At 74.3% G+C, this 26,839-nt stretch carries 20 protein-coding genes; 8 read left to right on the top strand and 12 right to left on the bottom strand.

The annotated features are described in order from the left end of the window. Positions 1-4 precede the first annotated feature (4 nt). From LEP48_RS06585 to LEP48_RS06560, 6 genes are all read right to left on the bottom strand, one after another. Entirely contained in the window at positions 5-2,116 is a 2,112-nt protein-coding gene (locus LEP48_RS06585) for a TPM domain-containing protein (protein WP_225564775.1), read from the bottom strand. Between the two features lie 82 nt (positions 2,117-2,198). Further along, a complete protein-coding gene (locus LEP48_RS06580; protein WP_225564774.1) occupies positions 2,199-3,365 on the bottom strand; it encodes an AI-2E family transporter in 1,167 nt (388 codons plus the stop codon). 96 nt (positions 3,366-3,461) lie between these two features. Then, a complete protein-coding gene (locus LEP48_RS06575) occupies positions 3,462-4,451 on the bottom strand; it encodes a TIGR03557 family F420-dependent LLM class oxidoreductase (RefSeq protein ID WP_225564773.1) in 990 nt (329 codons plus the stop codon). An 88-nt stretch (positions 4,452-4,539) separates the two neighbouring features. Next, entirely contained in the window at positions 4,540-6,219 is a 1,680-nt protein-coding gene (locus LEP48_RS06570; protein WP_225564772.1) for a DNA repair helicase XPB, read from the bottom strand. Positions 6,220-6,336: 117 nt separating this feature from the next. Continuing rightward, positions 6,337-8,937: a helicase-associated domain-containing protein gene (locus tag LEP48_RS06565; RefSeq protein ID WP_225564771.1), complete on the bottom strand. Its 2,601-nt coding sequence runs from the start codon at positions 8,935-8,937 to the stop codon at positions 6,337-6,339. Between the two features lie 24 nt (positions 8,938-8,961). Then, entirely contained in the window at positions 8,962-9,870 is a 909-nt protein-coding gene (locus LEP48_RS06560; RefSeq protein WP_225564770.1) for an NAD-dependent epimerase/dehydratase family protein, read from the bottom strand. 121 nt (positions 9,871-9,991) lie between these two features. Here LEP48_RS06560 and LEP48_RS06555 point away from each other — a divergent pair, with 121 nt between their 5' ends. From LEP48_RS06555 to LEP48_RS06540, 4 genes are all read left to right on the top strand, one after another. Beyond that, positions 9,992-10,741 (top strand): TetR/AcrR family transcriptional regulator, encoded by a 750-nt coding sequence (locus tag LEP48_RS06555; RefSeq protein ID WP_225564769.1) that lies wholly within the window; start codon positions 9,992-9,994, stop codon positions 10,739-10,741. A 66-nt stretch (positions 10,742-10,807) separates the two neighbouring features. Further along, positions 10,808-11,188 (top strand): cold-shock protein, encoded by a 381-nt coding sequence (locus tag LEP48_RS06550; RefSeq protein ID WP_225564768.1) that lies wholly within the window; start codon positions 10,808-10,810, stop codon positions 11,186-11,188. 110 nt (positions 11,189-11,298) lie between these two features. After that, on the top strand, positions 11,299-12,105 hold the full coding sequence (locus tag LEP48_RS06545) for a DUF3027 domain-containing protein (RefSeq protein WP_225564767.1): 807 nt from the start codon (positions 11,299-11,301) through the stop codon (positions 12,103-12,105). An 8-nt stretch (positions 12,106-12,113) separates the two neighbouring features. Next, a complete protein-coding gene (locus LEP48_RS06540) occupies positions 12,114-15,434 on the top strand; it encodes a sacsin N-terminal ATP-binding-like domain-containing protein (protein WP_225564766.1) in 3,321 nt (1,106 codons plus the stop codon). A 4-nt stretch (positions 15,435-15,438) separates the two neighbouring features. On the opposite strand, the gene LEP48_RS06535 is transcribed toward LEP48_RS06540, so the two are convergent. Then, a complete protein-coding gene (locus tag LEP48_RS06535) occupies positions 15,439-15,696 on the bottom strand; it encodes a DUF2530 domain-containing protein (RefSeq protein WP_225564765.1) in 258 nt (85 codons plus the stop codon). Between the two features lie 217 nt (positions 15,697-15,913). Between LEP48_RS06535 and LEP48_RS06530 the strand changes: the two genes are divergently transcribed. Beyond that, complete coding sequence (locus tag LEP48_RS06530) at positions 15,914-17,425, top strand: sugar transferase (protein ID WP_225564764.1); 1,512 nt, start codon at positions 15,914-15,916, stop codon at positions 17,423-17,425. Positions 17,426-17,434: 9 nt separating this feature from the next. Here LEP48_RS06530 and LEP48_RS06525 read toward each other — a convergent pair whose 3' ends face one another. Next, positions 17,435-17,986, bottom strand: a complete 552-nt coding sequence (locus tag LEP48_RS06525) for an arsenate reductase/protein-tyrosine-phosphatase family protein (protein ID WP_225564763.1) — start codon at positions 17,984-17,986, stop codon at positions 17,435-17,437. Positions 17,987-18,082: 96 nt separating this feature from the next. On the opposite strand from LEP48_RS06525, the gene LEP48_RS18755 reads away from it, so the two are divergent. The 3 genes from LEP48_RS18755 (at position 18,083) to LEP48_RS06510 (ending at position 22,218) form a co-directional block, all read left to right on the top strand. Further along, entirely contained in the window at positions 18,083-19,936 is a 1,854-nt protein-coding gene (locus tag LEP48_RS18755) for a DUF4012 domain-containing protein (RefSeq protein WP_225564762.1), read from the top strand. Positions 19,937-20,047: 111 nt separating this feature from the next. Further along, positions 20,048-20,653, top strand: a complete 606-nt coding sequence (locus LEP48_RS06515) for a hypothetical protein (protein ID WP_225564761.1) — start codon at positions 20,048-20,050, stop codon at positions 20,651-20,653. Between the two features lie 23 nt (positions 20,654-20,676). Continuing rightward, positions 20,677-22,218, top strand: coding sequence for a sugar transferase (locus LEP48_RS06510; RefSeq protein ID WP_225564760.1), 1,542 nt, complete (start codon positions 20,677-20,679; stop codon positions 22,216-22,218). Here the strand turns inward: LEP48_RS06510 and LEP48_RS06505 are convergent. The 4 genes from LEP48_RS06505 to LEP48_RS06490 are packed head-to-tail and all read right to left on the bottom strand — an operon-like array spanning position 22,212 to position 26,698. Next, positions 22,212-23,720 (bottom strand): lipopolysaccharide biosynthesis protein, encoded by a 1,509-nt coding sequence (locus LEP48_RS06505; RefSeq protein ID WP_225564759.1) that lies wholly within the window; start codon positions 23,718-23,720, stop codon positions 22,212-22,214. The genes LEP48_RS06510 and LEP48_RS06505 overlap by 7 nt on opposite strands. After that, positions 23,717-24,988, bottom strand: a complete 1,272-nt coding sequence (locus LEP48_RS06500) for a hypothetical protein (protein ID WP_225564758.1) — start codon at positions 24,986-24,988, stop codon at positions 23,717-23,719. Before LEP48_RS06500 ends, LEP48_RS06505 begins: the two co-directional genes overlap by 4 nt. Further along, the gene (locus tag LEP48_RS06495; protein ID WP_225564757.1) at positions 24,985-25,806 is read right to left on the bottom strand and encodes a glycosyltransferase family 2 protein; all 822 of its coding nucleotides are present in this window, start codon (positions 25,804-25,806) and stop codon (positions 24,985-24,987) included. Before LEP48_RS06495 ends, LEP48_RS06500 begins: the two co-directional genes overlap by 4 nt. Beyond that, the gene (locus LEP48_RS06490) at positions 25,799-26,698 is read right to left on the bottom strand and encodes a glycosyltransferase family 2 protein (protein WP_225564756.1); all 900 of its coding nucleotides are present in this window, start codon (positions 26,696-26,698) and stop codon (positions 25,799-25,801) included. The genes LEP48_RS06495 and LEP48_RS06490 overlap by 8 nt, the downstream gene beginning before the upstream one ends. Positions 26,699-26,839: the final 141 nt, after the last annotated feature.

The raw sequence follows: 26,839 nt of genomic DNA, 5'->3' as shown, positions 1-26,839 counted from the left end.
GTCGTCAGAATCGTCCACCACGGGAACGTCCGCCACGTCCTCCCCGGTTCCCGCCCGATCCTCCCCGGCTGCGTCCGCCGCGTCCAGAGCCGATGCTCCCGCCGCCGAAGCCGCCGCCGCCGAAGCCGCCGCCGAACCCGCCGGCGCCGCCGGAGCGTCGTCGTGACCCGCCCCCGAACCCCCCGATGCCGCCGCCGGAGCCGCGCAGGATCGAGTCGAGCAGGATCCCGCCCAGCACCATCCCGGTGGCGCCCGACCCGGTGCCGGTGCCGACGCCCTGGTTCATGCCCCAGCCGGAGGTGTCCTGGCGGGCGAGGCGCGCGGCCTCGTCGGCCAGCGCCTCGGCGCGCTGCGCCGTCGCGACGGCGCCGGCAGGGTCGGTCTGCTGCCGCCGGCGCGCCTCGTCGGCGAGCCGCGCTGCCTCGGCGAGGCGGGTGCGTGCCTGGGCGCCGACGGCGCCGCGGCGGGTCGCGACGTAGTCCTGCGTGGCGCGCACCTGGGAGTCGACCCGCGGCAGCACGTCGCGCAGCAGCGCCTTGGAGCGGGCGTCGGCCTCGGCCTGCTGCCGCGCCGGTGCGAGCGCGGCGTCGAGCGCGGCCTCGGCCGCGGTGAGCCGCCGCAGCGCGGCGAGGGGATCGCCGCCGGAGCGGGCCGCGCGCGCCTGCTCGATCGCGGCGGCGGCCTCCGTCGCGGCGGGCGCGACGGCGGCACCGAGACCCTCCGCGCCCTGGAGTCGGCCGGCGTCCGCGACGTCCTGCGCCAGGGACGCGATGCCCTTGTCGAGGTCGGTGCCCGCGGTCGCGAGGTCGGTGCCCGCGGTGTCGACGGCGTCGAGCAGGGTGGCCGCCTGGCCCAGCGCGTTCTGCGCGGCGCGCAGGTGCCCGACGGCGGTGGTGCGGGTGCGCTGGGACAGCGCCGCCCTGCCTGTGGAGACCGCCTCGCGGGCGTGCGCGACGAGCGCCTGGGCCTGGTCGGGGTTCTGGCGCACGGAGGCGAGCGCGGACGCCGGGTAGGTGGTGGCGAGGCCGGTGACCGTCTGCCGGGCGACCCCGATCCGCGCCTCGAGCTCGTCCGCGCGCTGTGCCGTGCTGTCGAGCAGCTCGGGGGCACGCCCGTGCAGGTCACGCAGGTCGTCGAAGGCGTCGGTCTGCTCGTCCAGGGCGGTGGCGGCGCGCTCGCACCGGCGCAGGATCTCGAGGAGCAGGCCCCGTCGCAGCGCCTCGTCGTCGACGGCGGCGTCGTCCAGCTCCTGGCGGCACTTGAACGCCGCGGTCGCGTCCGTCCTGGCCCGCCCCAGGGCGGCGACGAAGTCGCTCGTGGCCTCGACGCCGAACTCCGCCTGCGCGAAGCCGAGCTCCTGCTCGCTCGTGCGGAGGGCGTCGTCGATGCCGACGAGCGCCGCCCCGGCCCGCCGCTCGAGCTCGTCGGTGTCGAGGGCGGCGAGCGCGTCCTCGCCGGGCACCGCGGTCCCGTGCCGGCCGACGGTCGGCCGCGACGCCGACCTGCGCCGTCGGGAACGGAGCCAGAACCCGACGCCCACCACCAGCAGCACGACCAGGAGCGCGACGCCGACGCCGACGACGACCGTGCCCAGGCCTCCGCCGCCTGACGACCCGGAGCCGTCGAGCACGGCGTCCACGGCCGCGACCGTGGCGCCGGCCCAGTCGTCCTCGCGCAGCGCGTCCTCGGTGGCGGCCTCGATCGCGTCGAGCTGCTCGTCGCTCAGGGCGATGTTGTTGTGGACGGACAGCCCGTACACCCGGTCGCCGGTCGCGACGGCGAGCAGCAGGTCGTCGACGCCGAGGGACGCGTTGGTCGCCGTGGCGTTGGCCCAGTCGCGCCCGTTGATGCCGTCGAACGACTCCACGTAGACGACGAACAGCTGGTACGGCGTCTGGGCCGCCAGCCTGTCGAGCGCGGCCGTGACCTCCGCGTCGTCGTCGCCGAGCACCCCCGAGACGTCCGTGATCTCGCCGTCGAGGTCCGTCAGCGGTGGCTGCGCGTGCGCCGGGAGGCCCGGCACGAGCGAGGCGACGAGGAGAAGGAGGGCGGCGACGAGAGAGGCAAGGAGGACTGCGGCCGTGCGACGCGGCACGGTCGGGTCGGGCGCGTTCACGTCCTGATCGTGTCTCGCTGCCGGTTTCGGCGCAATTCGCCGGGCTCTGCGGCGCGGGTGAAGCCCGTGGCGCGCGCTCCGCTCACACGACCTCGTCCGACGGCGCGTCGTCGGGCCCCGGGCGCGCGACGGGACGCCGGGGGTCGTGCAGCAGCTCGGAGTCGACGAGCTCGTACCGGTGCAGGTAGGTGTTCCCGACCGCCTGGATCGTGGCCGCGACGGGCAGGGCGAGGAACGCGCCGAGCGGCCCGAGGACGGCGCCGAACGCGAGCACCGCGACGAAGCTCACCGCGGGGTTCATCTCCAGCGCGCGGGCGGACACCTTCGGGGAGAACACGAGGTTCTCCAGCTGCTGGTACGCGACGATGAACACCAGCACGGCGATGCCGTACCCGAGGCCCTGCGAGGTGAGCGCGACGGCGACGGGCAGCGCTCCCGCGATGTACGTGCCGATCGTGGGCACGAACTGGGAGACCACCCCGGTGAAGACGGCCAGGGGCAGGGCGTACGGGGTGCCGACGAGGAGCAGGAACGCGAAGGTGAACGCCGCGGACAGCGCCGCGAGCACGATGCGAGAGCTGATGAAGTCCGACACCTTGATCTGGGTGATCTCCCACAGCCGCAGCACCTCGGTCTGCCGGTCCGGGGTGAACCAGCTGCACACGACGGCACGGAACCGGGGCCCGGCGGCCAGCAGGTAGTAGGTCACCAAGAGGATGGTCAGCGCGGCGAACACCCCGCCGAGGATGGTGGTGCCGACCAGGATCGTCCCCGAGGCGACGTCCGCGCCGAACTGGTCGACGGCCTGGCGCAGCAGGTCGTCGGACGCGGGCAGCGTGACGTCGAAGCGGGACTGGAGCCACCCCTGCACGTCCAGGTACAGCGCGGGCAGCGCGGAGATCAGCTGGACGAGCTGCTGCACGAACAGGTTGCCGAACAGCAGCATCACCACCACGACCAGCAGCAGCGACCCGACGAGCGCCACGAACGCCGCCGCCGGGCGGCGCCACCGGTGCTGCACCAGCCACCGCACGACCGGTTCCAGGGCGAGGCCGAGGAAGAGCGCCAGGACGAGGTTGACGATCAGCCCGCGCAGCTGGCCCAGGGCGTAGCCGACGGCGAGGGCGACGAACACGGCCACGGTGGCCATGAGCAGCGCGCGCGGCACCCACGGCGGTGGGCGGCGGGCGTCGGGCAGCGGCGACCGGGCTACCCCGGGGTCCGGGACGTCCGCGGGCAGCGGGCTCATGGAGGGAACCTAGCCGGGGCCGCGCCCTCGGGCACGGCGGGGGCCGCGGGCTCCTGGCCGCGAGCTCCTGGCCGCGACCCTCCCGGAGACGGCTCCCTACGTGGCCGGGGCGGCCGCCCGCAGCTTCTCCAGGAGCGGGCCGGCGGCACGGTCGAGGAACTCCCGCTGGCGCTCGTCGCCGATCTGGACCAGCGCCAGGTCGGTGAAGCCCGCCTCCCACCAGGCGGACGCCGCCTCGACGACGGCGTCCAGGTCGGGCCCGCACGGGACCGCGTCGGCGACGTCCTGCGGGCGCACGAACACCGTCGCCCGCTCGAACGCCTCCGTGGTGGGCAGGTTCGCGTTCACCGGCCAGCCGAGCCCGGACCAGCGGAACTCGCGGTGCGCACGCTCGATCGCGGCGTCGCGGTCCGGGTCCCAGGAGATCGGCATCTGGCCGATCTTGCGCGACCGCGGCAGGTCGTCCGCGTCGCGGAGCCGGTCCCACTGCTGCAGGAGCTCGGGCTTCGGCTCGGTCGTGACCAGGTGGTCGGCCACGGGGGCGAACTGCTCCACGGAGCTCGGTCCCGACACGGCCACGCCGATCTCCACGGGCTCGTCGGGCAGGTCCCACAGGCGCGCCGAGTCGACCTGGAAGTGGTCCCCGCGGTAGCTGATCAGCTCGCCGCCGAGCAGGGCCCCGATGATCTCCACCGCCTCCTCGAGCATCTCGTGGCGCTCGTCCACCGCGGGCCAGCGGGCCCCGACGACGTGCTCGTTGAGGTTCTCGCCCGCGCCGAGGCCGAGGGTGAACCGACCGTCGGACAGCACGCCCACGGTCGCGGCCTGCTGCGCGACCACCGCGGGGTGGTAGCGGACGGTCGGGCACGTCACGTACGTCATGAGGTCCACGCGCTCGGTCGCGTGCGCGACCGCGCCCAGGACGCTCCACGCGAACGGCGAGTGGCCCTGCGTGTCGAGCCACGGGAAGTAGTGGTCGCTGCAGACCTCGAGGTCGAAGCCGCAGGCCTCCGCCGCCACCGCGTACTCCACGAGCTGCTGCGGCCCGGCCTGCTCGGTCATGAGGGTGTAGCCGAATCGGGTCATACGGCCACGGTGCGTCGGCTGGACGATGCCCGCACGCGCGCCGCGGCGTGTGCGGACATCGGGCAGGCGGCGCCGGCGACCGACGCCGTCAGGCGACGGCGTCCAGGTCCTCGGCGTCGACGATGCGGTAGGCGTACCCCTGCTCCGCCAGGAAGCGCTGCCGGTGGGCGGCGAAGTCCTGGTCGACGGTGTCGCGGGTGACGACGGCGTAGAAGTGGGCGGTGCGCCCGTCCGCCTTGGGACGCATGACCCGCCCCAGGCGCTGCGCCTCCTCCTGCCGCGACCCGAACGAGCCGGAGACCTGGATCGCGACGGAGGCCTCGGGCAGGTCGATGGAGAAGTTCGCGACCTTGCTCACCACCAGCCGCGAGATCTCCCCGGAGCGGAACGCCTCGAACAGGCGCTGGCGCTCGCGGACCGTCGTCGCGCCCGTGATGAGCGGGGCGTCGAGGTGCTGGCTCAGCTCCTCGAGCTGGTCCAGGTACTGACCGATGACGAGCACCTGGTCGTCGGGGTGCTGAGCGACGATCCGCTCCACCACCCGGTTCTTGCCCGGGGCGCAGGCGGCGAGGCGGTACTTGTCCTCCGGCTCCGCAGTGGCGTACACCATCCGCTCGTGCTCGGGCAGGGTGAGGCGCACCTCGACGCAGTCCGCCGGCGCGATGTAGCCCTGCGCCTCGATGTCCTTCCAGGGGGCGTCGTAGCGCTTGGGCCCGATGAGGCTGAACACCTCGTCCTCGCGACCGTCCTCGCGCACCAGCGTGGCGGTCAGGCCGAGCCGGCGGCGGGCCTGCAGGTCCGCCGTCATGCGGAAGATCGGGGCGGGCAGCAGGTGGACCTCGTCGTACACCACCAGGCCCCAGTCGCGGGCGTCCAGCAGCTCGAGGTGCGCGTACACGCCCTTCCGCTTGGTCGTGAGCACCTGGTACGTCGCGATGGTGACCGGCTTGATCTCCTTGCGGGCGCCCGAGTACTCGCCGATCTCGTCCTCGGTCAGGCTCGTGCGCCGCACGAGCTCGTCGCGCCACTGCCGGGCGCTGACGGTGTTGGTCACGAGGATGAGCGTCGTCGTGCCGGACTTCGCCATCGCCCCCGCGCCGACGATCGTCTTGCCGGCGCCGCACGGCAGCACGACGACGCCCGAGCCGCCGTGCCAGAACCCGTCGACCGCCTGCGACTGGTACGGGCGCATCACCCATTCCTTGGGTTGCTCCGTGGGGGTGCGCGGGTGGGTGGGGGAGGCCAGCTCGATCGGGTGCTTCTCGCCGTCGACGTACCCGGCGAGGTCCTCCGCGGGCCAGCCGAGCTTGACCAGCACCTGCTTGAGGTGGCCGCGCTCGGAGCGGTGCACGACGACGGTCTCGTCGTCGATGCGGTCGCCCACCAGCCCGGCGGTGCGCTTGGACTTGAGCACCTCGGCGAGGACGGCCTTGTCGGTGGCCTGCAGCACGAGGCCGTGGGTGGGGTGGGTGGCGAGCGTGAGCCGCCCGTAGCGGCCCATGGTCTCGGCCACGTCGATCAGCAGGGCGTGCGGCACCGGGTAGCGCGAGAACTCGATGAGCGTGTTGACCACCTGCTCGGCGTCGTGCCCGGCGGCGCGCGCGTTCCACAGGCCGAGGCTCGTGAGCCGGTACGTGTGCACGTGCTCCGGGGCACGCTCCAGCTCGGCGAACGGCGCGATGGCGCGGCGCGCCTCGTCGGCGCGCGGGTGGTCCACCTCCAGCAGGACGGACTTGTCGCTCTGCACGATGATCGGGCCGTCGGGCATCCAGTTCCTCTCCTCAGACTGCCGAGCACGGGGTTGCGGTCGCGATCCGGCTCCAGAGCGTTCCTAACACCGCGCCCGGCTGTTTCTGTTCCGAGGGCTACTCGTCGGTTCCGAGGGCTACTCGTCGGCGGGCTCGACGCCGGCGATGCGGTGCACCGCGACGGTGAGCTCTGCCTCCCGGTCGGGGTCCAGCGCGCGCAGGCGCCCACCGTCGAGCCGTAGCGGCTTGAGCGCCCGCCGCTCGAGCGTGCCGCGCGGCCCCACCATCTCGATCCACACCAGCCGGCCGTCGCGCAGGGCGTCGGCGAGCACGGCCACGGTGTCACCGGGCTCTCCCGGCGGGGGCGCAGGGACCTGGCCCGGCGTCGCTGCCGGGGCCCGCTCGGCGTGCCGCACGGGCCCGGTGCGCGGGGGCGTGTCGCGATCCGTCGCCCGCGTCGCGAGGCGGTCGACGGCGGTCGGTTCGCCTCGCTCGGCGGCGCGCAGCCGCGCCACCAGGGCGGCACGTGCCTCGGCCTGGTCGGCACCGGGGACGACGTCGGGACGTGGGCCGGGCCGGGTCGGCCCGCGGCTGCCGGCGGCCCGCTCCAGTCGTGGCGGCCGCCGCAGCCGGGCGCTGAGGACGCGCCCGTCCGGGCCCTCCAGGGCGGACAGCAGGCCGCGCGACCGCAGCGCCTCGTGCAGCTCGGCCGCGGGGACGGCCGCGGCGAGCACGGTCGGCGCCAGGCGCACCAGACCCAGCGAGGCGAGGCGCGGGTCCTCGGCGAGACCGGCCAGCGTGGTCGGGTCCGCGGCGCGCACGTACGACCCGGCAGTGCCCACGCGCACCGCCTCGTGCCGGCGTGCCGTGTCCCGCACCAGGTACTCCAGCGGCTGGGGCACCCCCGAGCGCGAGCGGTGCGCCAGGTCGTCCAGCAGCTCTTCGGCCGTCGTGCCGTGGTCCAGCGCCCGTGTCACCGAGGCGACGGAGAACCGCACCGTCGTCGCCGCGCCCCGGGACTCGACGTCGGCGGCACGCTCCACCAGCCGTGCCAGCGCCTGCGACGGGCGGCCCGGCACGATCCCGGTGAGATCGCCCTGCAGCAGCACCTCGTCCACCTCGGTCGGCAGCGCGGCGCGCATCGCGGCGGCGGGGCCGGGCCTTGCGACCTCCGCGCTCCCGGCGCCGCCCTCGCCATCGCCGGCGCCATCGCCGGCGCCATCGCCGGCGCCCACGCTGGCGGTAGCGGCGGCGACGGCGCGGTCCCCGGTGTCATCGTCCGCGCCCGGGGCCGCCGGGCGAAGGTGGGCGAGCAGCGCGCGTCCCGCGGCGGACAGTGCGCCCGCCCCGGTCACGCCGAGAAGCCGTGCCGCGTCCAGCAGCCCCGCGACGGCCTGCTCCGGCGGCACGGCCCGCGGGGTGTGCCAGCGCAGCACCCGCAGCACGCCGTCGAGGTCGAGCGCCGTGGCCGGCTGGGCGTCGAGCGCCTCGAGCACGCGGGTCCGCAGCCGCGGCACCCAGGCCCGGTGCAGGTCGGGGGCGAGCGGCGCGCGCACCGTGCCACGCTCGTCCCGCGAGCCGACGATCCACGGCGTGCGGCGCGACGTCGCCCACGCGGAGGCGAGCAGCGCCCAGCGGTCCGCGTCGTCCTGCTCCTCCCAGGCGTCCGCGACGGTGGTCGGCCGGTACGACGGCGGGGCGTCGCCGTCGTCGGCCACGATGCCGGCCGCGGCGGCCAGCTCGACGACGCTCGCCGCCGTCGGTTCGTCGCAGCCGAGGGCCAGGGCGGTGCGCCGCAGGTCACGCACGCCGAGGCCGCCGCTGCGCAGCACCGGGGGCGGGGTGTCCTCCCACGCCGCGACCAGCAGGCCGACGTACCGCACCAGGTCGAGGGCGGCGCTCGCGGACTCCGCGTCGACGGTCGCGGGGGCGATCGACCGGCCGTCCGGGCGCGGGGGTGCGACGTCGGGGGAGGGGTGGGTGCGGCCGCCGCGCAGGAGCAGGCCGACGTCGCGCGGCAGTACGACGTGGCGCGCGTCCGTGCGGATCAGCAGGCCGGCGTCGACCAGCGCCTCGACCACCTGGCGGGCGGCGCTGGACGGCGGCGGGACGACGCCGACCGGCGGCCCCCACGTCAGGGCGTCGAGGATCTCCCGCGCGCCGCGGGGCAGGGAGTCGAGGTCCGGGTGCGGGGGGCGGTCCTCGGCGGGCCTCGCCGGTCCCAGCCCGGCGGGGTACGGTCCGAGCGCCTCGGCCAGCCCCGGGCACGGGCGCAGGTCGGGCTCTGCGTCGGCGCCCGCGTCCCACAGCAGCCCTGCGTCGAGCAGGTCCCCGAGCACCCGCCGGACGACGCCGCCGTCTCCGGCCGCGTCGTCGCCGGCCGCGTCGTCGTCGGCTGCGTCGTCGCCGGTCGCGTCGGTATCCCCCGCGGCAGCTCCCGCGCCGAGCGCCTCGACCACGCCCGCCGGGGTGAGCGGCCGGTCCTCGTCGGCGAGGACGAGCACGGACTCCAGCACCTGCAGCGTGCGGGCGTCGGCGTGCGCGAGCGCGCGCTCGAGGCTGGTGCGGCTCGACGCGCGCGCGGCCAGCGACCGCAGCGTCGACGGCGAGGGGGTGGCGAGGTCGGGACGGGCCCGCAGCAGCGCCGCCAGGGCGTCGTCGGACCGCGTGCGGATCGCCTCGGTGTAGGTGCGTGGACCGTTCTCGGGCGCCGTGCTGTCGGGCGACGTGCTGGCCATCTGATCGATGCTACGCGCCGTGCCTCACCCCTGGGCGGTGCGGAGGCAGACCTCGTCCCACGGCGTCGGCGTGATCCCGAGGCGTTCGCGGGCCGCGGTCGAGTCCATGACGTACGGCCGGTCCCACTGGTAGCGCAGCTCACGCAGCTCCCGCAGCAGCGGGGAGAACAGGCCCGCCACCGCGAGGCCGGGGCCCCGCAGCGAGCCGATGCGCACGGGCGGGCGGCCGGCGGCGGCCAGCACGTCGGCCAGCGCCTCGGCCTGGGTGCGGGGCGCGTTGCTGGGCACGTGCCAGGTGCGGCCGTGCGCGCCCGGGTCCTCGGCCGCGGCGACGAGCGTGCGCGCCACGTCGCCGACGTCGGTGAAGGTGTGCGGCATGTCGGTGCGGCCGATCATCGTGACCCGCCGGCCCTGCAGCGCGGCCGGCAGCACGCGCGAGACGTGACCGTTGGCTCCGACGCCGGGGCCCACGTAGTCGGAGCTCCGCACCTCGACCGTGCCGCTGAGCCGACCCGCGGTGAGGGCGTCGCGGGCGTCGGCCCACATCCGGGCGCGCAGCACGCCCTTGTGGTCGGTGGCGGCATCGGGCAGGGACTCGGTCATGGGCGCGTCGACGGGACCGTAGGGATAGAGGTTGCCGGTGATGGCGTAGACGGCGCCGGACCGCTCGGCGGCGGCGAGCGGGGGCCAGGCGCGGTCCCACTGGGTGTAGTCGCCGGGGTTGGCGCAGTTGTAGAGGACGTCGGCACCCTCGGCCTGGCGGGTCAGCGCGTCGGCGTCGGTGGCGTCGAGCGCGACGTGCGCCACGCCGTCGAGCCCGGTGTCGCGCCCGGAGCGGGTCACGACGGTGACGTGAGAGCCGCGCGCGGCGAGCAGCGCGGCGACGTGGCGGCCGACGGGGCCGGCGCCGACGACGAGGTGACGGTCGGACATGACTGGTGCTCCATTCCGAGAGCGGCGCTCTCTCCGTGTCGAGCGTGACAGGTCTCACGGCGTCTGACAAGAGCGGCGCTCTCGTTCGTGTGCAGTGTTCTCGGCGTGGCATCCTGGGGCGATGACCGACCGCCCCCGTACGGCCCGCGCGCTGGCACGCCAGACCCTCACGCGCGACATCCTCGACGCCGCCCGTGCGCGCCTCACCGACGAGGGGCCCACCGTGCTGTCGCTGCGCGCCGTGGCCCGCGACGTCGGCATGGTGTCCTCGGCGGTGTACCGGTACTTCCCCAGCCGGGACGCGCTCCTCACCGCGCTCATCATCGAGTGCTACGACGAGCTCGGGGCCGCCGTCGAGCAGGCCGATGCCGCGTGCGACCGGGCCGACCGGCCCGGGCGGTGGCTGGCGGCCTCCCGGGCGCTGCGGGGCTGGTCGGTCGAGCACCCGGGCGAGTTCGCGCTGCTGTACGGGACGCCGGTGCCCGGGTACGCGGCCCCCCGCGACACCGTGGGCCCCGCGACCCGCGTGGTCCGCACGCTGATCCAGGTCGTGGTCGACGCGCACGCGGGGGGCGCGCGCCCCCCGGTCGCCGCGCCGGGAGCGCCCGACGTCACCGAGGTCGTCGCCCCCGCCCGTGCGTTCGTCGCCGACCGGGGCCTGGCCGACGACGCGCCGACCGAGCTCGTGGTGCGCACGCTCATCGCCTGGACGGCGCTGTTCGGCACGGTGTCGTTCGAGCTGTTCGGCCACCTGGAGGGCTCGGTGGCGGACGGCGACGGCTGGTTCGACGCCGTCGCCGTGCGGCTGGGCGCCGACCTGGGCCTGTCCGCCGAGGCCATCGATGCGACGCCCGCGCGTTCCGGCCGGTAGCCTTGACCCTCTGACCGCCGCGCATGCGGGCCGGTCGACGACAACGACGAGCACGAAGAGGTTGAGGTGCCCACCGGCAAGGTCAAGTGGTATGACGCAGAGCGCGGGTTCGGATTCATCGCCGGTGACGACGGTGGCGAGGTCTTCCTGCACGCGTCCGCGCTGCCCCCCGACGCCAGCCCCAAGCCGGGCACCCGCGTCGACTACGGTGTGGCCGACGGGCGTCGCGGTCCGTCCGCGCTCGCGGTGACGGTGCTCGACCCCGCGCCGTCGGTCGTCAAGGCGAAGCGCAAGGCGCCGTCGGAGATGGCGGGCATCGTCGAGGACCTCATCAAGGTGCTCGACCGCGTCGGCGACCAGCTCAAGCGCGGCAAGTACCCTGAGAACGCGACGGGCAAGCGGGTGGCCTCGCTGCTGCGTGCCGTCGCCGACGACCTCGACCACTGACGACGGGCGTGCGGGAGCCGTCAGGCTCGCGTGCGCGAGCCTGACGAGCACACGACGCTTCGAGCACATGTACTCCGAGCACACGAGACGCTGAAGGACCAGGACACGACATGGTGACTGCCGCACCGGCGCCCGCACGGGCACCGCGGGTCAGCTCCCGCGCACGCAAGGACGCGGTGCTGCTCGGCGCCGTCGACCTCGCGCGTGCCGCCGCGCAAGAGGTGGCGTCCGCGCCCGCCGACGTGGGCGAGCACCTGGGGGTCGTGGCCGAGGACGAGCGCCTCATGTCGCACCGGTTCGCCGCGGCGATGAAGGGCTACCACGGCTGGCACTGGACCGTCACCGTGGCCCGGGTCCCGCGCGGCAAGGTCGCGACGGTGTGCGAGGTCGAGCTGCTGCCCGGCGACGAGGCGCTGCTCGCGCCCGCCTGGCTGCCCTGGTCGGAGCGACTGCGCCCGGGCGACATCGGGCCCGGCGACACCCTGCCCTTCCGGGCCGACGACCCGCGCCTCGAGCCCGGGTGGACGCCCACCGGCGACGAGGAGCTCGACTCCGTCGCGATCGACGAGCTCGCCCTGGCCCGCGCCCGGGTCCTGTCGCCGCAGGGCCGCGACGAGGCGGCCGAGCGCTGGTACCGCGGATCGCGTGGCCCGACGGCGCGTGGCGCCGTCGCGTCCAAGGCCGAGTGCGCCACCTGCGCGTTCCTCGTCCCGCTGGCCGGACCGCTGGGCCAGCTCTTCGCCGTCTGCGCCAACGAGTGGTCGCCGGACGACGGCAAGGTCGTCTCGCTCGACCACGGCTGCGGCGCACACTCCGAGACCGACGTCGAGCAGCCGCCCACCGACTGGCCGGCCGACGCCCCGCTGATCGACGAGGTCAGCATCGAGCGGATCGATCCCGCCGCCGACGAGTTGTGAGGCGGCCGGTGGCCGATCCCGCCGAGCCCCCGACGCACGAGGTCGAGCCTGACCCGACCGCCGTCGGCGACCCGTTCGACACCGCGGCGCTGCGGTCCGCCGTCGTGCAGGCCTGGCTCACCTCCGGGACCCGGTTCCGCGAGGACGCCAACGCCGAGGAGGACCACGCCCGCGGCTACTACCGCGACCGGGTCGTCGTCGAGCTCGCGCAGAACGCGGCGGACGCCGCGGCTCGTGCCGGCGTGCCCGGCCGCCTGACGCTGCGCCTCGTCCCCCCGGCGACGCCGGGCGCGCCCGGCGGACGCTGGCGCCTCGTCGCCGCGAACACCGGGTCCCCGCTCGACGCCGCCGGCGTCGCCTCGCTCGCCTCCCTGCGCGCCTCGGCCAAGTCCGGCGGGCCTGCCGGCGACGTCGAGGTGGGCCGGTTCGGCGTCGGCTTCGCCGCCGTACGGTCCGTGTCGGACGACGTCGCGGTGCGCTCGACGTCGGGTGGCGTGCGCTTCTCGCTGCCCCTGACGCGCGCCGCGCTCGACGACGCCACGGACCGCGGGGACGAGGACGCCGGGCGGCTGCGCGCGGCGGTGGCCCAGCGCGGCGACGACGTGCCGGTGCTCCGCCTGCCGTTCCCCGCCCCCGCGCTGGGTGCTGACGCGCCGGGCGCCGACGGCGTCGCGACCGTGGTCGAGCTGGAGCTGCGCGACGACGCCGTGGACGCGGTCCGCGCCCAGCTCGACGCCGTCGACGACGCGCTGCTGCTGGCCCTGCCCGCGCTCGACACGGTCGTCGTCGAGCCCGGGGGGCACGACGCGGCCCGCGTGGTCCGCGACGTGGGGGAGCGGTGGGACGTCGTGCGCCGGTCGGGCGAGCTCGCGCCGGACGACGTCGCGGAGCTGCCGAGGGAACAGCGGCGCACCACGTGGTCGGTCACCTGGGCGCTGCCGCGGGCGGGTGCGGCGGCCGCGGGCGTGCTGCACGCGCCGACGCCCACGGACGTGCCGCTCACGCTGCCCGGGCTGCTGGTCGCGTCGTTCCCGGTGGACCCGGGCCGCCGCAGCGTGCTGCCCGGCGCCGCGACGGACCGCCTCGTGGCCGAGGCGGGCGCCGTGTTCGCCGAGCTGCTCGGCGTCCTGGCCGAGCGGGCCGACGCCGGCGCACCCGGCGCCGACGCACCCGGCACCGGCCCAGGGGCCGGTCGCGGCGCGCACGTCCTCGACGCCGTCCCGGTCGACCTGCCCGCCGGCGAGCTGGACGCGGCGATCCGCGACGTCGCGCTCGAGGCGCTGCGGGGCACCCGCCTCCTGAGGGGGCAGGCGCCGCAGGACTCGTTGGCGCTCGCCGGCCTGCCGGGCGGGGACGCGACCCTGGTCGCCGCGCTCGCCCCCGTGGTGCCCGGGCTGGTCGCCGTCGAGCCGCGGCACCAGGCGGTCGCGCGACTGCTCGGCGCGACGACGGCGCCGCTGGCGGACATCGTCGCCGACCTGCCCGCAGGGTCCCGGCCGGAGCGCTGGTACGCACTGTGCCAGGCGCTGGAGCCGTACGCCTCGGACGCGGGCGTGCTCGAGGCGCTCGCCGGGGCGCGCATCCCGCTCGTGGACGGCCGCACCTCCGGGGTGCGCGGCACCGTCGTGCTCCCCGAGGACGACGACGACCCCGCGCTCGTGGCGATCGCCCGCACGCTCGGCGTCCGGGTCGTGCACCCCGACGCCGCCCACCCGCTGCTGGTGCGCGCGGGCGCCACCCCCACGAGCGCCCGGGCGCTGCTCGACGACGACGGCGTGCGTGCCCTCGCGCTCGCGGCGGCCGAGGCGCTGCTCGACGGCGCCTCCGAGCTGCCGCCGGTCGACGACGGGCCCGGCCCGACGACGTTCGTGGGGCCCGTGGACGCCGGCCCGCGCGAGGTGGTGGAGACGGCGTTCTCGCTGGCGCGGCTCGCGCTGCCCGAGGGGGCCGAGGGCTTTCCGTTCTGGCTCGGCGAGCTGCCCCTGCCCACGACCGACGGCGAGCTCGCGCCCGCCCGCGAGACCACCGTGCCCGGGTCCTGGGCGGCCGCGGCCCTGGAAGGCCTGGCGCCCGTCACCCGGGTGGCCCTCGCACGGCACGGCCAGGAGCTGCTGCGCGCCGTCGGCTCGCACGCCGACGTCGTCGTCTACCGGGTGTCGGACGTGCTCACCCCGGACGTCGACGACCCGGAGCCCGAGGCCGACCACGGGCCCGACGACCCGGCGGGCTGGCTCGCCGGGTGGGCCGACTACCTGCGCTTCCTCGCCGGCCGGGTCGGGCCGGGTGTCGACGTCGGGGACGTGCTCGCCGTCGCCGACCTGGACGCGGTGACGGACACCGGCGCGGACCGCGACCCGGGCGACGACCGGGACGACCCCGCCGACCTTGATGACGACGACCCTGGTCGCGACGCGCGGGACCGCACCCCGGGCGAGACCCCGAGCGCCGGTACCGACCCCGGCCGCGGGGTCGACGCCGAGCGCTGGGCGGACGTGCTGACGCGCGTCGCCGCCGACCCGGACGCCCGCCGGGCGCTGCTCACCCCCGTCGCCGGGGCGCCGTCGTACACCGCGTGGTGGTTGCGGCGCCGGCTGGGAGCGCCGTTCGCGGCGCGCGAGGACGTCCCTCTGCTGCCCGTCGTGCCGCCGGCGCTCGCAGGGCTCGACGACGAGGTGCTGCGCGCCATCGGTGCCGTCGACGGGCTCGGGGCGCTCGCCCCCGCCGACTGGCCGGCCGCGCTGGACCGGCTGCCCGAGGTGGGCACGCCGGTCGCGCTGCCCGTCGCCCTCGGGGTGTGGCGGGGCATCGCGAGCCTGGCGATGCGGCTCAGCCCGGCCCAGCGTGCCCGGGCGCTCGACCCGCTGCCGGAGCGGCTGCCCGCGCTGGACGCGAGCGACGTCGTCGTGCACCGGGCCGAGGACGTCGAGGTGGCGGGCACGGCCCGCTGGGCGGTGCTGGGACCCGTGCTGCCCGTGCCCCAGCCGGAGGCGGCCGCGGTCGCCGACCTGCTCGACCTGCCCGTCGTGGGGGAGGACGGACTGCCGTCGCCCGACGGGCTGGGCCGGGAGCGGGAGCTCGACGTCCGGGTCGTCGAGCTCGACCCGCGCCTGCCCGCGACGTGGTTCGAGCACGACCGGCTGTCCGTCGCGGGCAGCCCGGTGCCGTGGTGGGTCGACGCCGAGGGGCGGGCCCACGCCACGGACCTCGCCGGGCTGGCCGACGCGCTCGCCGACCTGCTCGGCCGGCCGGACAGGGCCGCGCTCCTGGCCACCGTGCTCGCCGCGCCGGAGCGAGCGACCACGCTGTGGGCCACCACGGCCTGGGGGTAGACGGTCAGTCGTCGCCGCGGTAGGACCGGCGGTTGCGCCGCTCCCACAGCAGCCCGGCCCCGCCGAGCAGGATCCCCGCCACGCACGTGACGATCGTGGTGACCGTGGCGTGCGACGTCGCCAGGAGCACCGCCGACACCGCGAGCGCGAGGGCCCAGGCCGCGATCCCGCCGAGCAGGACGCGGCGCAGGTCGACGCGCGCCGGAGGCGGCGCGGGACGGCGCATGTCCGGCTGCAGCAGCAGCCTCACGATCGAGGGCACGGGGCAAGTCTAGGCACGGCCTGCCCACCCACCCCGGGCGGGAGAGGTCAAGGATGAAGAGCGGGTGAAACCGCCGGTCAGAGCGCTGCGTCCGTGGGGGTGAAACGCGGGTGAGACTCGGGTGAAACGACCATCGGATGGCCCATTCCGGCCCTGTTCCGCTCCTACTGTGGTGAGGCCGATTCCGCCACCCGACACGCCCGAGGAAGGACCAGCCGTGATCACCGTCCCGGACAACCGGTTGCAGCCGCGATCGCGGCTCGCCGCCATCCGGGCGGCGCGGCTCCGCGAGGTGCGCGACACCTTTCGCGCCGTCTCCTGGCAGTCGGTGTACCGGCGCCGGCTGCTGCTCACGGACGCCGGCGTCGTGGTCGGCACCGCGGTGGTCGCGGCGCTGTTCCGCGGCCGGGTCACGGCGGACAGCCTGACGTCCTCGGTGCTCGGCGACCAGATCCTGCTCGCGCTCGCGCTGTCCGTGGCCTGGCTCTGCGGTCTGGGCCTCGCCCGCTCCTACGACGTGCGCGTCTTCGCCTCCGGCCCCTCCGAGTACCAGCGGGTGTTCGACGCGTCGTGGCGGCTCGTCACCCCGCTGGCCCTGTTCGCGCTGATCGTCTCGGCGTGGCCGGGCCTGCGGACGTTCCTCCTGGTCGCTGTGCCGCTCGGCGTGGTCGCGCTGCTCGCGGGCCGGTGGGCGAACCGCACCTGGCTGCACCGACAACGGCTGCGCGGCCACGCGGTGACGCAGGTGCTCGCCGTCGGGCTGCGCGACCAGGTCGAACGGCTCATCAGCGAGCTCAACAGCCGCCCGTCGGGCTATCGCGTCGTGGGCGTGTGCGTGCCGGCGTCCGGCGGGGCGCGTCCGGGCGAGGAGGTCCTGGGGGTGCCGGTGCTCGGCGACCTGACGACCGCCGGCGCGATGGCGGCCGCCGTCGGTGCCGACTGCGTCGCGGTGAGCGGTTCGGACTGCATCACGGCCGACGTCGTGCGCCGGCTCGGCTGGGAGCTCGAGCCCGCGGGCGTCGACCTCATGCTCACCGCCGAGCTGGCGGACGTCGCCGGCCCCCGCATCACCGTCACCCCGGAGCAGTCGGTCTCCCTGCTGCACGTGGACGCGCCCCGGTTCACCGGCCCGCGGTACGTGCTGAAGTCCGTGGCGGACTGGATCGGTGCCGCCCTGATCACCGTGCTGACGCTGCCCGTCATGATCCCCGTGGCTCTCGCCGTCGCCCTCACGAGCCGCGGCGGCGTCCTGTTCCGCCAGGACCGCGTGGGACGCGACGGGCGCACGTTCAAGATGCTGAAGTTCCGCTCGATGCGGGTCGGCGCGGACCGTGACGCCCGCCTGCTGGGCGGCGAGAGCGACGGGGCGGGCGTCCTGTTCAAGCTCCGCGAGGACCCGCGCGTGACCCGCGTCGGCAAGGTCATCCGGCGCTACTCCCTGGACGAGCTGCCCCAGCTGTTCAACGTGCTCGCCGGCCAGATGTCGCTGGTCGGGCCGCGCCCGCCGCTGCCGCAGGAGGTCTCGAGGTACGAGGCACGGATGCGTCGTCGGCTGCGGGTGAAGCCGGGCATCACCGGCCTGTGGCAGGTGGGCGGGCGGTCCTCCCTGTCGTGGGAGGAGACGGTGCGCCTCGACGTCTACTACGCCGAGAACTGGACGCTGTTCGGCGACTTCCTCATCCTGGTCCGCACCGCGAAGGCCGTCCTCTCCGCCCGCGGGGCGTACTGAGGGCTCGCGTCATCCGTGCAGCGCCGTCAGCAGACGGTCGACGTGCCGGGACAGCTGGGCGTAGGCGCGCTCGTACTCGTCGTCCGGGCGCCGGTACGGGTCGGGGACGTCGTCGTCGGCCCCCGCTCCGACGAACAGCGGCCGCCGCGCCAGAGCGGCCTCGACGAGGGCGGCGAGCCGTTCCGCGTCGGTGCTGCCGCTGACGGCGCCCGCGGGGAGCGTCGACGCCAGGCGGGAGAGCTCGCCGAGGGTCAGCGTCTGCCGCACGCGGGCGGGGTACAGCTCGAGCGCGGCGGCACGATGCGCACCCGTCAGCGTGAGCACCAGGTCGGCCTCGGCCATCATGCCCGCCGTCAGGGGGCGGGAGCGAAACGCGGAGGCGTCGATGCCGTCGGCGGCCAGGCGGGCTGCGACCGGCGGGTCGACGGGCCATCCCGGCAGGCCCTGCGTGCCCGCGCTGGCGGGCGCCACCGAGTCGTCCAGACCCCGGGCGAGCAGGTGCTCCGCGGCGGCCGACCTGCAGATGTTCCCCGTGCACACGACCAGGATCCCGTAGGTCATCCGGCCCCCTCCTGACGGCTCACGATGCCGGACGGCACCGCTCTGGGTAGCGTGACAGCGACATTCGCGTGGCGCCATCACACGACGGGGGATCCTGTGACGCATCCCGGATGGGGCGAGAAGTGGGCTGAGGCCCCGGTGCCCGTGGCGGGGACGGTGACGCGCCCGCCGGACGCGCCGCCTCCGCCGAGGCCCCGGCTCTCGGTGCGGGGGCGCGCGGTCCGCAAACGCCGCGTCCGCGTCGGGACGTGGGTGATCGCGGCGCTCGCCCTGGTGCTCGTCCTGACGATGGCACGGGTCGCGACCGACGCGCTGCGCGCCCGGGACTCGCTCGCTCAGGCGGCGGACCGGATCTCCGCCCTGACCCCGGCGGCGGTCGCCGGCCAGACGGACCGGGTCGACACGATCCTCGCCGCGCTCCAGGACGACACCGCCGCCGCGGTCGGCGCGACGTCCGGGCCGCACTGGTGGCTGGCCGAGCGCATGCCGTTCCTCGGGTCGACGGCGGAGGCGGTGACCACCCTCGCCGAGGTGAGCGACTCGCTCGCGCGCGGCCCGCTGGAGGACCTGGTCAGCGTGACCGGGGCGGTCAACCCGGCGACGCTGACTCCCCGGGACGGCCGGGTGGACCTCGCTCCGCTGCGGGCGGCCGCCCCCGCCGTCGTCGACGCGGACCGCGACCTCGAGATCGCCCAGCAGACGGTGGCGGGCATCGACGACACGCTGCTGCCCCAGGTCGACGGCGCGGTCGCGTCGGTAGCCGCCAAGCTCGGAGAGCTGCGCTCGACGACCGCTACCGCCGCCCGTGCGGCGCAGCTCGTCCCGGCCATGCTCGGGGCGGACGGCGAACGGCGCTACCTCGTGCTCGTGCAGACGAACGCCGAGCCGCGCACCCTGGGCGGGATCCCCGGCTCCTACATCCAGCTCCGGGCGGACGACGGCGAGGTCACGATCGAGGACCAGCGGGCTGCGTCGTCGCTGGGCCGGTTCGACGAGCCAGTCCTGCCCCTGGACGACGCCGAGTCGGCCCTGTTCGGGGACAAGCTGGCGCGCTTCGGGCAGAACGTGACGATGACGCCCGACTTCCCGCGGGCCGCCGAGCTGGCCCGCGAGATGTGGCGGCTGCGCACCGGCGTGACCGTCGACGGCGTGCTCTCCATGGACCCGGTGGCGCTCGCCGCCGTCCTGGCCGGGAGCGACCCGCTGACGGTGCCGGGCGGCCGGGAGCTGCAGGGCGACGATCTCTCCGAGTTCCTGCTGCACGACGTCTACCTGCAGCACCCCGACCCGAGCGAGCAGGACGCCGTCTTCGCCGCCGTGGCGCAGTCCGCGTTCGAACGGGTCATGCGGGGCGCCGCGGGCACCTCCGCCCTGATGGACGCCCTCGCGGGCAGCGCTCGCGAGGGCAGGGTGATGCTCTGGTCCGCCACGCCGGAGGAGCAGGCGCTGCTGGACGGCACCGTCCTCGACGGCGCGCTGCGCGGGGTGCGCGGGGAGGACACCCCCGTGGTCGGCGTGTACACGCAGATGACCCGCGCGGCGAAGATGGGCTGGTACCTGGAGTCCGACGTCGACGTGGACGTCGTGGCCGACCGACCGGACGGCTCGCACGAGCTGGCGGTCACCGTCTCCTTCACGAACACGGCCACGCCGCACGAGGTGCGAGGTCTGCCCGCATATGTCACGGGAATGGACGAGGGACAGGCCGGTGAATTGCGGATGAACGCGCTGGTCTACGCGCCGGCAGGCGGGAAAGTGGTGTCCGCATACGACGCGGCGGGGAATGTCGGGCTTTTCCCACAGATGCATCATCACCTTGTTGTCGGTGCCCGAACCCTTTCTTTGTCTCCAGGGGAGACAAACTCGGTGACCTATGTGATGATCACCGGGAAGCACCAATCCGGCGATGTCGCCCTCCGGGCGACTCCGGGCGCCCGCGCTCAGCGTTGAGGCGACTTCTCCGGAAACACAACTGATGAGGAGCGGTCCAGAACGCGGCCGCCAGTCACGGTGCCGTCGCGCACCTACACGCCAGAATCGGTCACATCAGGGGGCAAGATCATGCTTCGACGTCTCACCGCGCTCGTCACCGCGCTGATCGCCACGACAGCGTTCTCGGCCACGGCGGCCAGCGCAGACACCGACGACTTCGAGTACTCGCCGGACGAGTACGCACTCTCCATCAGCATCACCACTCCGGTCGTGGGAGAGCCGTTCGTGGTCAACCTCTCCGGCCCCGTGGGCAACCCTTCCTTCACGCTCGAGATCCCCGGCGTCGACGACTCCGCGATCGACGTCGCCGGCGCACAGACCGCGGCGACGACCGACGGGTCCGCGGCGTTCGTCGTGACGCTGCCCTCCGAGGGCACCTACACGCTGACCGCGACCGACGCCGAGGGGCAGGTCGTCGCGACCTCCACCGTCGGTGCCGTCGTCGACGACGCCGCCGTGGGTGACGACGCGGGTGATGCCGACGGCGTCGCAGGCGCCGACGGCACGACCACGACGGCGGGTGGCCTCGCCGTGACCGGTGCCACGAGCACCCCGTACCTGCTCGCGGCGGGCCTGCTGCTCGTCGTCGGCCTCGGTGCACTCCTCGTCGCGCGAGGGCGTGGACGGGCGGCGAGGGCGGCCGAGCCCTCGCACGGCGGCGACAGTTCGGTGTGAGGTGAGCCGGGGGAAGCGTCGCGATGACGGTCGAGAAGGACGGCGCACCGCTGGCGGGAGGGGTCGAGCACCGGTGGCTCCCGGCTGAACCAGGCCCGTCGTTCGCCGGGCCCCGCCACTCCTGGCGGGCCCCCGCCCTGGGGGTCCGCCGGGAGGCGAGCGGATGGCAGTCGGCACTCGTCTCCCGAGCCCTGTACGTCGACGTGGCAGCCGTGGTGCTGGCCGTGGCTGCCGCATACCTGGTCCGCTTCGACCTCGACGTCGACGTCGGGCTCCTCGAGCCACGCGGCGGCCAGTACCTGCTGATCTCCGTGGTGCTCGTGGAGGCGTGGGTCGTGGCGCTCGGCATCGGTGGCGCCCGCAGCCACCGGGTCCTCGGCTCGGGACGCGAGGAGATCGTGCGCGCCGTGCGGGCGTCGCTCGGCCTCTTCGGCCTGCTGGCCGTGGTCTGCTACCTGGTCAAGTTCGACCTGGCGCGCTCGTACGTCGCGGTCGCGCTCCCGGTGGGGCTGGCACTGCTGCTCGGCGGACGGCTCCTGCTCGCGCAGCGGCTGCACGCCGAACGCGAGAAAGGTGGCTTCCGGCGCCGCACCCTCCTGGTCGGGGCGTTCGAGACCGTCCAGGACCTCGGGATCCGGATGCGCCGTGCTCGCGGCGCCGGGTTCGACGTCGTCGGCGTGTGCGTGCCCGGCGGGAGGGCGACGCCGTCGCCGCTGCCGCAGGTACCGGTGCTCGGCGACGTGCGGGACGCGGCCGCCGTCGCGCGCGAGTCGGGGATCGACGCAGTCGCGGTCACCGCGTCGGACACCGCCACCACCCAGATGATCAAGCAGTTCGCCTGGGACCTCGAGCCCACCGGCGCCGACCTGCTCGTGGTGCCTGGGCTCGCCGACGTCGCGAGCCCCCGCCTGCTCGTGACCCCCGTGGACGGCGTGCCCGTGGTCCAGGTGACCCCACCCGGGTACACGGGTACCCAGCACGCGCTCAAGCGTGCCTTCGACGTTGTCGTGACGGCGCTCGGCCTGGCGGTGCTCGCCGTCCCGCTGCTCGTGGTCGCCGGGCTCGTGCGGCTCACCAGCCCAGGGCCGGCGCTGTTCCGCCAGGAGCGCATCGGCCTGAACGGCGAGCCGTTCACGCTCTACAAGCTGCGCACCATGCGGGTCGGCGCCGAGCAGGAGCTCGCCGCGGCGCTCGACGGCGACGCCGGAGTGTTCTACAAGCCCAAGTCCGACCCGCGCGTGACCCGCCTCGGGCGGTTCCTGCGGCGGTACTCGATCGACGAGTTCCCGCAGCTCGTCAACGTGCTGCGCGGCGACATGAGCCTCGTCGGGCCCCGCCCGCAGGTCGCGTTCGAGGTGGCGCAGTACGACGACGCGCTGCGCCGTCGGCTGCTCGTCAAGCCAGGGCTCACCGGACTGTGGCAGGTGAGCGGGCGCAACGACCTGCCGCTGGACCAGAGCGTCCGGCTGGACCTGTACTACGTGGAGAACTGGACGCTGATGGGCGACGTCGTCATCCTCCTGCGGACCGTACGTGCGGTGGTGGGCCGTGACGGTGCCTACTGATGTGCCTCCCGACGCTGGTCGGACGCCTGTGGATGCCTGAGCAGCCGTGCGCTCCGGAGGACCGCCGAGAGGTCACGGCGAAGCTGTGGCCAGGCCAAAGCTAGGACGCCGAGGGTTGCGACGGCGACGCCGAGACCGACACCTACCTCCGCCCACGGCCCCGGGAGGTCGAGCCGCGCAGCGGCTAGTCCTCCCGACGCCGCTGCGATCCCATGGGCGGCGACCGCCCGGAGGGCGGCACCGAACAGCCTGCCGGCGGGGGCGGCGTTTGTGCGACGGATCCAGACGAGACCCGCGAGCCAGATGACGACGGCGGACGCGGCCACTCCGCCCGCCACTCCCGCCAGCCCCAGGAACGACCCTCCGACGATCGCGACGAGGAGCACCGGCCGGGTCACGAGGGTGAAGACGAACAAGGCCCGTGTGCGGCCCGTCGACAGCAGGACCCACGTCGTGGGCTGGCTCGCCGTCTCGAAGATCGCTGCCACCATCAGCAGGGACAAGACCGGCGCGGCCGCCGCCCAGGACGGACCGAGCACGATGTCGACGACGGCGGGCGCCAGAGCGGCGGCGAGCGAGCAGACGGGTGTGAGGGCGTGGAGCAGGATGGTCTGACCTCGCAGGACGAACGGCCAGAACGTGTCCTTGTCGTCTTGCAGTCGCGCCAGCACGGTCAGGGCGACGCGCTGCGCGGGATAGGTGAGCTGCCGCATGGGAAGCGCCATCAGCTGGAACGCCCGGTTGTAGAGCCCGGCCGAGACCGCGCCGAACCGGAACCCGACGACGATGGTGTCGGCGGCTCGGCACGTCTGCTCGATGAGCTGGCTGGCGAGGAGGTGGAGGCCGTAGCCCACGAGCGGGCGGATGCTCACGTCTCGGTGTGGCAGTCCGGGGAGCCATCCGGCGGCGGCCGCGGAGCCGACGCAGATGACCAGGGCGATCGCGAGGTTCTGGCCGACCAGGGCCCAGTAGGCGCCACCGATCAACGCGATGACGATCGCGGCCACGAGGCCGGCGACCTGGGCGACGACCTCGATCGTCGCCGCGGCCGCGAACCTCATGTCCCGCACGAGGCTCGCGCCGTACTGCGTGGCGATGCCACTGAGGACAAACGTCAGAGCGAGCCATCGGGTGATCTCCACCAGCGCAGGTTCACCGTAGAAGCCGGCTACCAGCGGTGCGAGGAAGAACAGCGCTGCGCCGGTAGCGCATCCGAGCACCGTGTTGAGCCAGAAGAGGTTGTCGCGCTGCTCGTCCGACAGCGTGGTCGCCTGGATCGCAGCATTCGCCAAGCCGCTCTCCCGCACGACGTCGCCGATGCGTACCACGGCGGCGACCATTGCGACGAGACCGAAGTCCTCGGGCAGGAGAAGCCGGGCCAGGACGACCAGTGAGATCGCCTGCACGGTCGCGCGCGCGAGCTGTCCGGCAAGCGTGGAGACGCTGCCTCGCGCAGCGGTCCTGCCGAGACGTTGCGTGTCGCCGGTCGGCTCGCCCGTCATGCCGGCGAGGTGGTGAGCGGGGCCGCGGGCGGGCTGCGATAGGCGAGGGCGAGGGGGACGGCGAGGCTCACGATGAAGTACAGCTCGTTGTGGCTCGAGTACAGCGACGTGGCGCCGACCAAGGCGATCAGAAACATGGCCATCACCCACTCTCGCCTGCGCACGAGCGCGAGGGTGGTGTGCGCCAGGACGACCAGATACAGGACGACCACCCACAGGGGGAACTCCAGGACGATCGAGCCCAGCGTCGAGTGGAGCGGAGCCGACCCGTCCAGGATCAGCTGGTAGGCCACAGGGTCCTTGGCAGCGATGCCCCCGAGGTCGACCTCGCTCGCGGCTACCGCGCTGGAGAAACCGCCTGGCGTCACACCGAGGACGACGTTCCAGACGCTCTCCACCTTGAGCTGTGCGCCGAGGGAAAGCAGCTCGAGGTGGGCCGCCGTCGAGGCCGATGTTGCTTCGCCTGGAGCCAGCACTCTCTCGAACACGGTGAATCGGTCGGCCGCCCGCACGGCGAGGACCGCAGGGATGGTGACGGCGGCGAGCAGGATGAGATGCGCGCCGAACACCTGCCACGCCTTGGTAGCACGGGCACGGACCCGCCGGTACTCGATCCAGAAGGCGAGCACGAGGAACGGTGCGAAGAAGAAGGGCATCCGCGAGTAGGTGATGAGCGCGATCGCGAAGAACCCCAGAGCGACGAGCAACCGGAGCGGTGTACGGAGGAAGCGCAGCGATGCGAAAGCAAGAAAGCATGCGGCCATCGCCGCATGCGAGTTGTCGTCGAACCCGAGGTTGGGGATCTCGACGCCCGTCACGAGTTCCCAGCCGAGCATGGCCACGAGCACGACCGCTGCCACCGGGATGGCACGGCGCACACCTTCCGATACGGCGTCCGTGGCCCCGTGGTCGCGGCACGCCCGGTAGATCGCGACGAGGTAGAACGTCGCGATCAAGAAGTAGATCGAGTGGGTCACTAGGATGCGGGTGCCGTACTGCAGCGACACGCTCAGCGCGCCGAGCGCCACGGAGGCGACTCCCACCAGGATCAGCACCGTGTCGCGGGTTCGAATGAGCCGCGGGTGGGCCGCGAGCAGCAGGATGATCGCGACTACCTGGGCGATGTTGGAGACGGCGAGCCGGTCGGCGATCTTGGTCGCGAAGAGCATCCCTACCACCGCGACGACCGTCGACGTCGTGATGAGCCGCGCCGAGCGATCGGTCATCGGGTGCCCGGCGGTCTGCGTCGGTGCTGCGACGGATGTCATGCGAGTTCTTCCGCGCGCCGTGCACGCGCTCGATCGGCCGTCCGGCGGGCAGGCTGCACGACAGGTCGGACCACGCCGCGCACCGTCGTGCGCGCGAGTGCGAGGGGGTCGCGCGCGAACAGCCGCCAGTGACGCCTCAAGATTCGGCGGATGCTGGCGTCCCGGACGCGGGGGTCGCCACGGGTGATGCTGTCCTCGGACAGGAACTTGTCCACCACGACGACCGGCACGTGGAGGAGCCGGGCGTCGGTCTTCTCGATGAGTGACAGCCACAGGTCCCAGTCCTGGAACCGGCGGAGGTTCCCGTCGAACCTGACGTCACGGAGAAGCGCTCCGTCGAGGATCGCGGACTGGGTGGAGAACAGGTTCGTTCGCCGGAGGGAGCGTCGAGGGTTGGCGATCGGACGGAGCGGCTCGAGGCTCGAGCTCGAACCGGCCCACGCCCGGCACGTCCCGAACACGACGACGCCCGGGCCGGCTGACGGCCCAAGGTGTTCGACAAAGGTGGGCAACCACAGGTCGTCGCTGTCCTGGAACGCGACGAGCTCGCCCTGCGCCTCGGAGATCCCACGGTTTCGTGCCGCCGTTGCACCGAGGTGCCGTTGTTGCACCAGACGCACGCGGGAGTCTCGTTCGGCTGCCCGGGCCACGATGTCGGCAGACGCGTCTGTCGATCCGTCGTCGACGACGATCACCTCGTGGACCGGAACCGTCTGCTCGAGCACGCTGGCGATGGCTGCGGGCAGGGTCTCTGCCCGGTCGTAGGTCGGCAGGACGACGCTGATCCGGCCGGTCGTGGCCTGGGACGCCTCACTCATGGGCTGGCTCTACTGCACGGGGGCGAGCACCACCCGACCTGGCGAAGGCGCGCGTGAGTGCGCTTGCCGTGCTGGACAGTGCGAAGCGCAGCCAGATCCCCGTCACGACGCACGCGTCGACCAGCGGGCTCCGCCTCTGATGTTTGAGGTAGAAGAGCACCATGCTGCGGTGAAAGTGGTAGTTGAGGCGGAGCGGGCGCGCAGTGCCGGACGAACCTCCCTTGAGGTGGGTCGCGGTCACTCGGCCGTCGTAGACGATGCTCCAGCCCGCGGCCCGCATCCGCACGCACCAGTCCAGGTCCTCGGCATACATCCAGAATCGTTCGTCGAGAAGCCCGACCTCGCGGATCGCCTCGGCCCGGACGAGCATGAAGGCACCGTTCACGGCCTCGACCTCGGCGACGTCGTACTCGCCGACGTCCGGTGCCGTGTAGTGGGAGCCCGTGCGCCCGACGACCTTGAGGGCAAAGTAGCGGACGGCGGTCCACGGGCTCGGAATGTGCCGCTTCGCCGCGTGATCGAGACTGCCGTCGGCGGTGACGAGGCGACACCCCACCATGCCGACGTCCATGTGCTCGTCCATGGCGTCGAGGAGATGGTCGAGGAGTCCTGGTCCGATCTCGGTGTCCGGGTTGAGCAGGAGTACGTAGGGGGCAGTGATCTCGGCGAGCACTGCATTGTTCGCCGCAGCGAAGCCGTCGTTCGATGTGCGGCGGTGCAGCGCGACCTCCGGAAACCTGGTGGCGACGACGTCGGCGGTGTCGTCGGGAGAGCTATTGTCAACGACATGGATGGTCGTCTTCTCCGGGATCGAGAGAAGAACAGAGGAAAGACATCGCGTGACGAGGTCGGACCGGCCATAGGTCACCACGACAATCTTGAGACGATCCAAGGGAATTGACCTCCTCCGACGCCGTCGACGAGCCGGTCGGCCGAGCGGGACGATGTCACACTATCTACGCCTTCGGGGGAGTGCAGTGTGAGCGCGCGGCCAGCACCCTCGACGGTTAGGCTCGCTGGTGGTTTCAACTTC

The sequence above is a fragment of the Isoptericola luteus genome (assembly GCF_020297055.1).
Classification (GTDB): domain Bacteria; phylum Actinomycetota; class Actinomycetes; order Actinomycetales; family Cellulomonadaceae; genus Isoptericola; species Isoptericola luteus.
The sequence above is the reverse complement of the archived record's forward strand: the minus strand, read 5'-3'. Positions and strand labels throughout refer to the sequence as shown.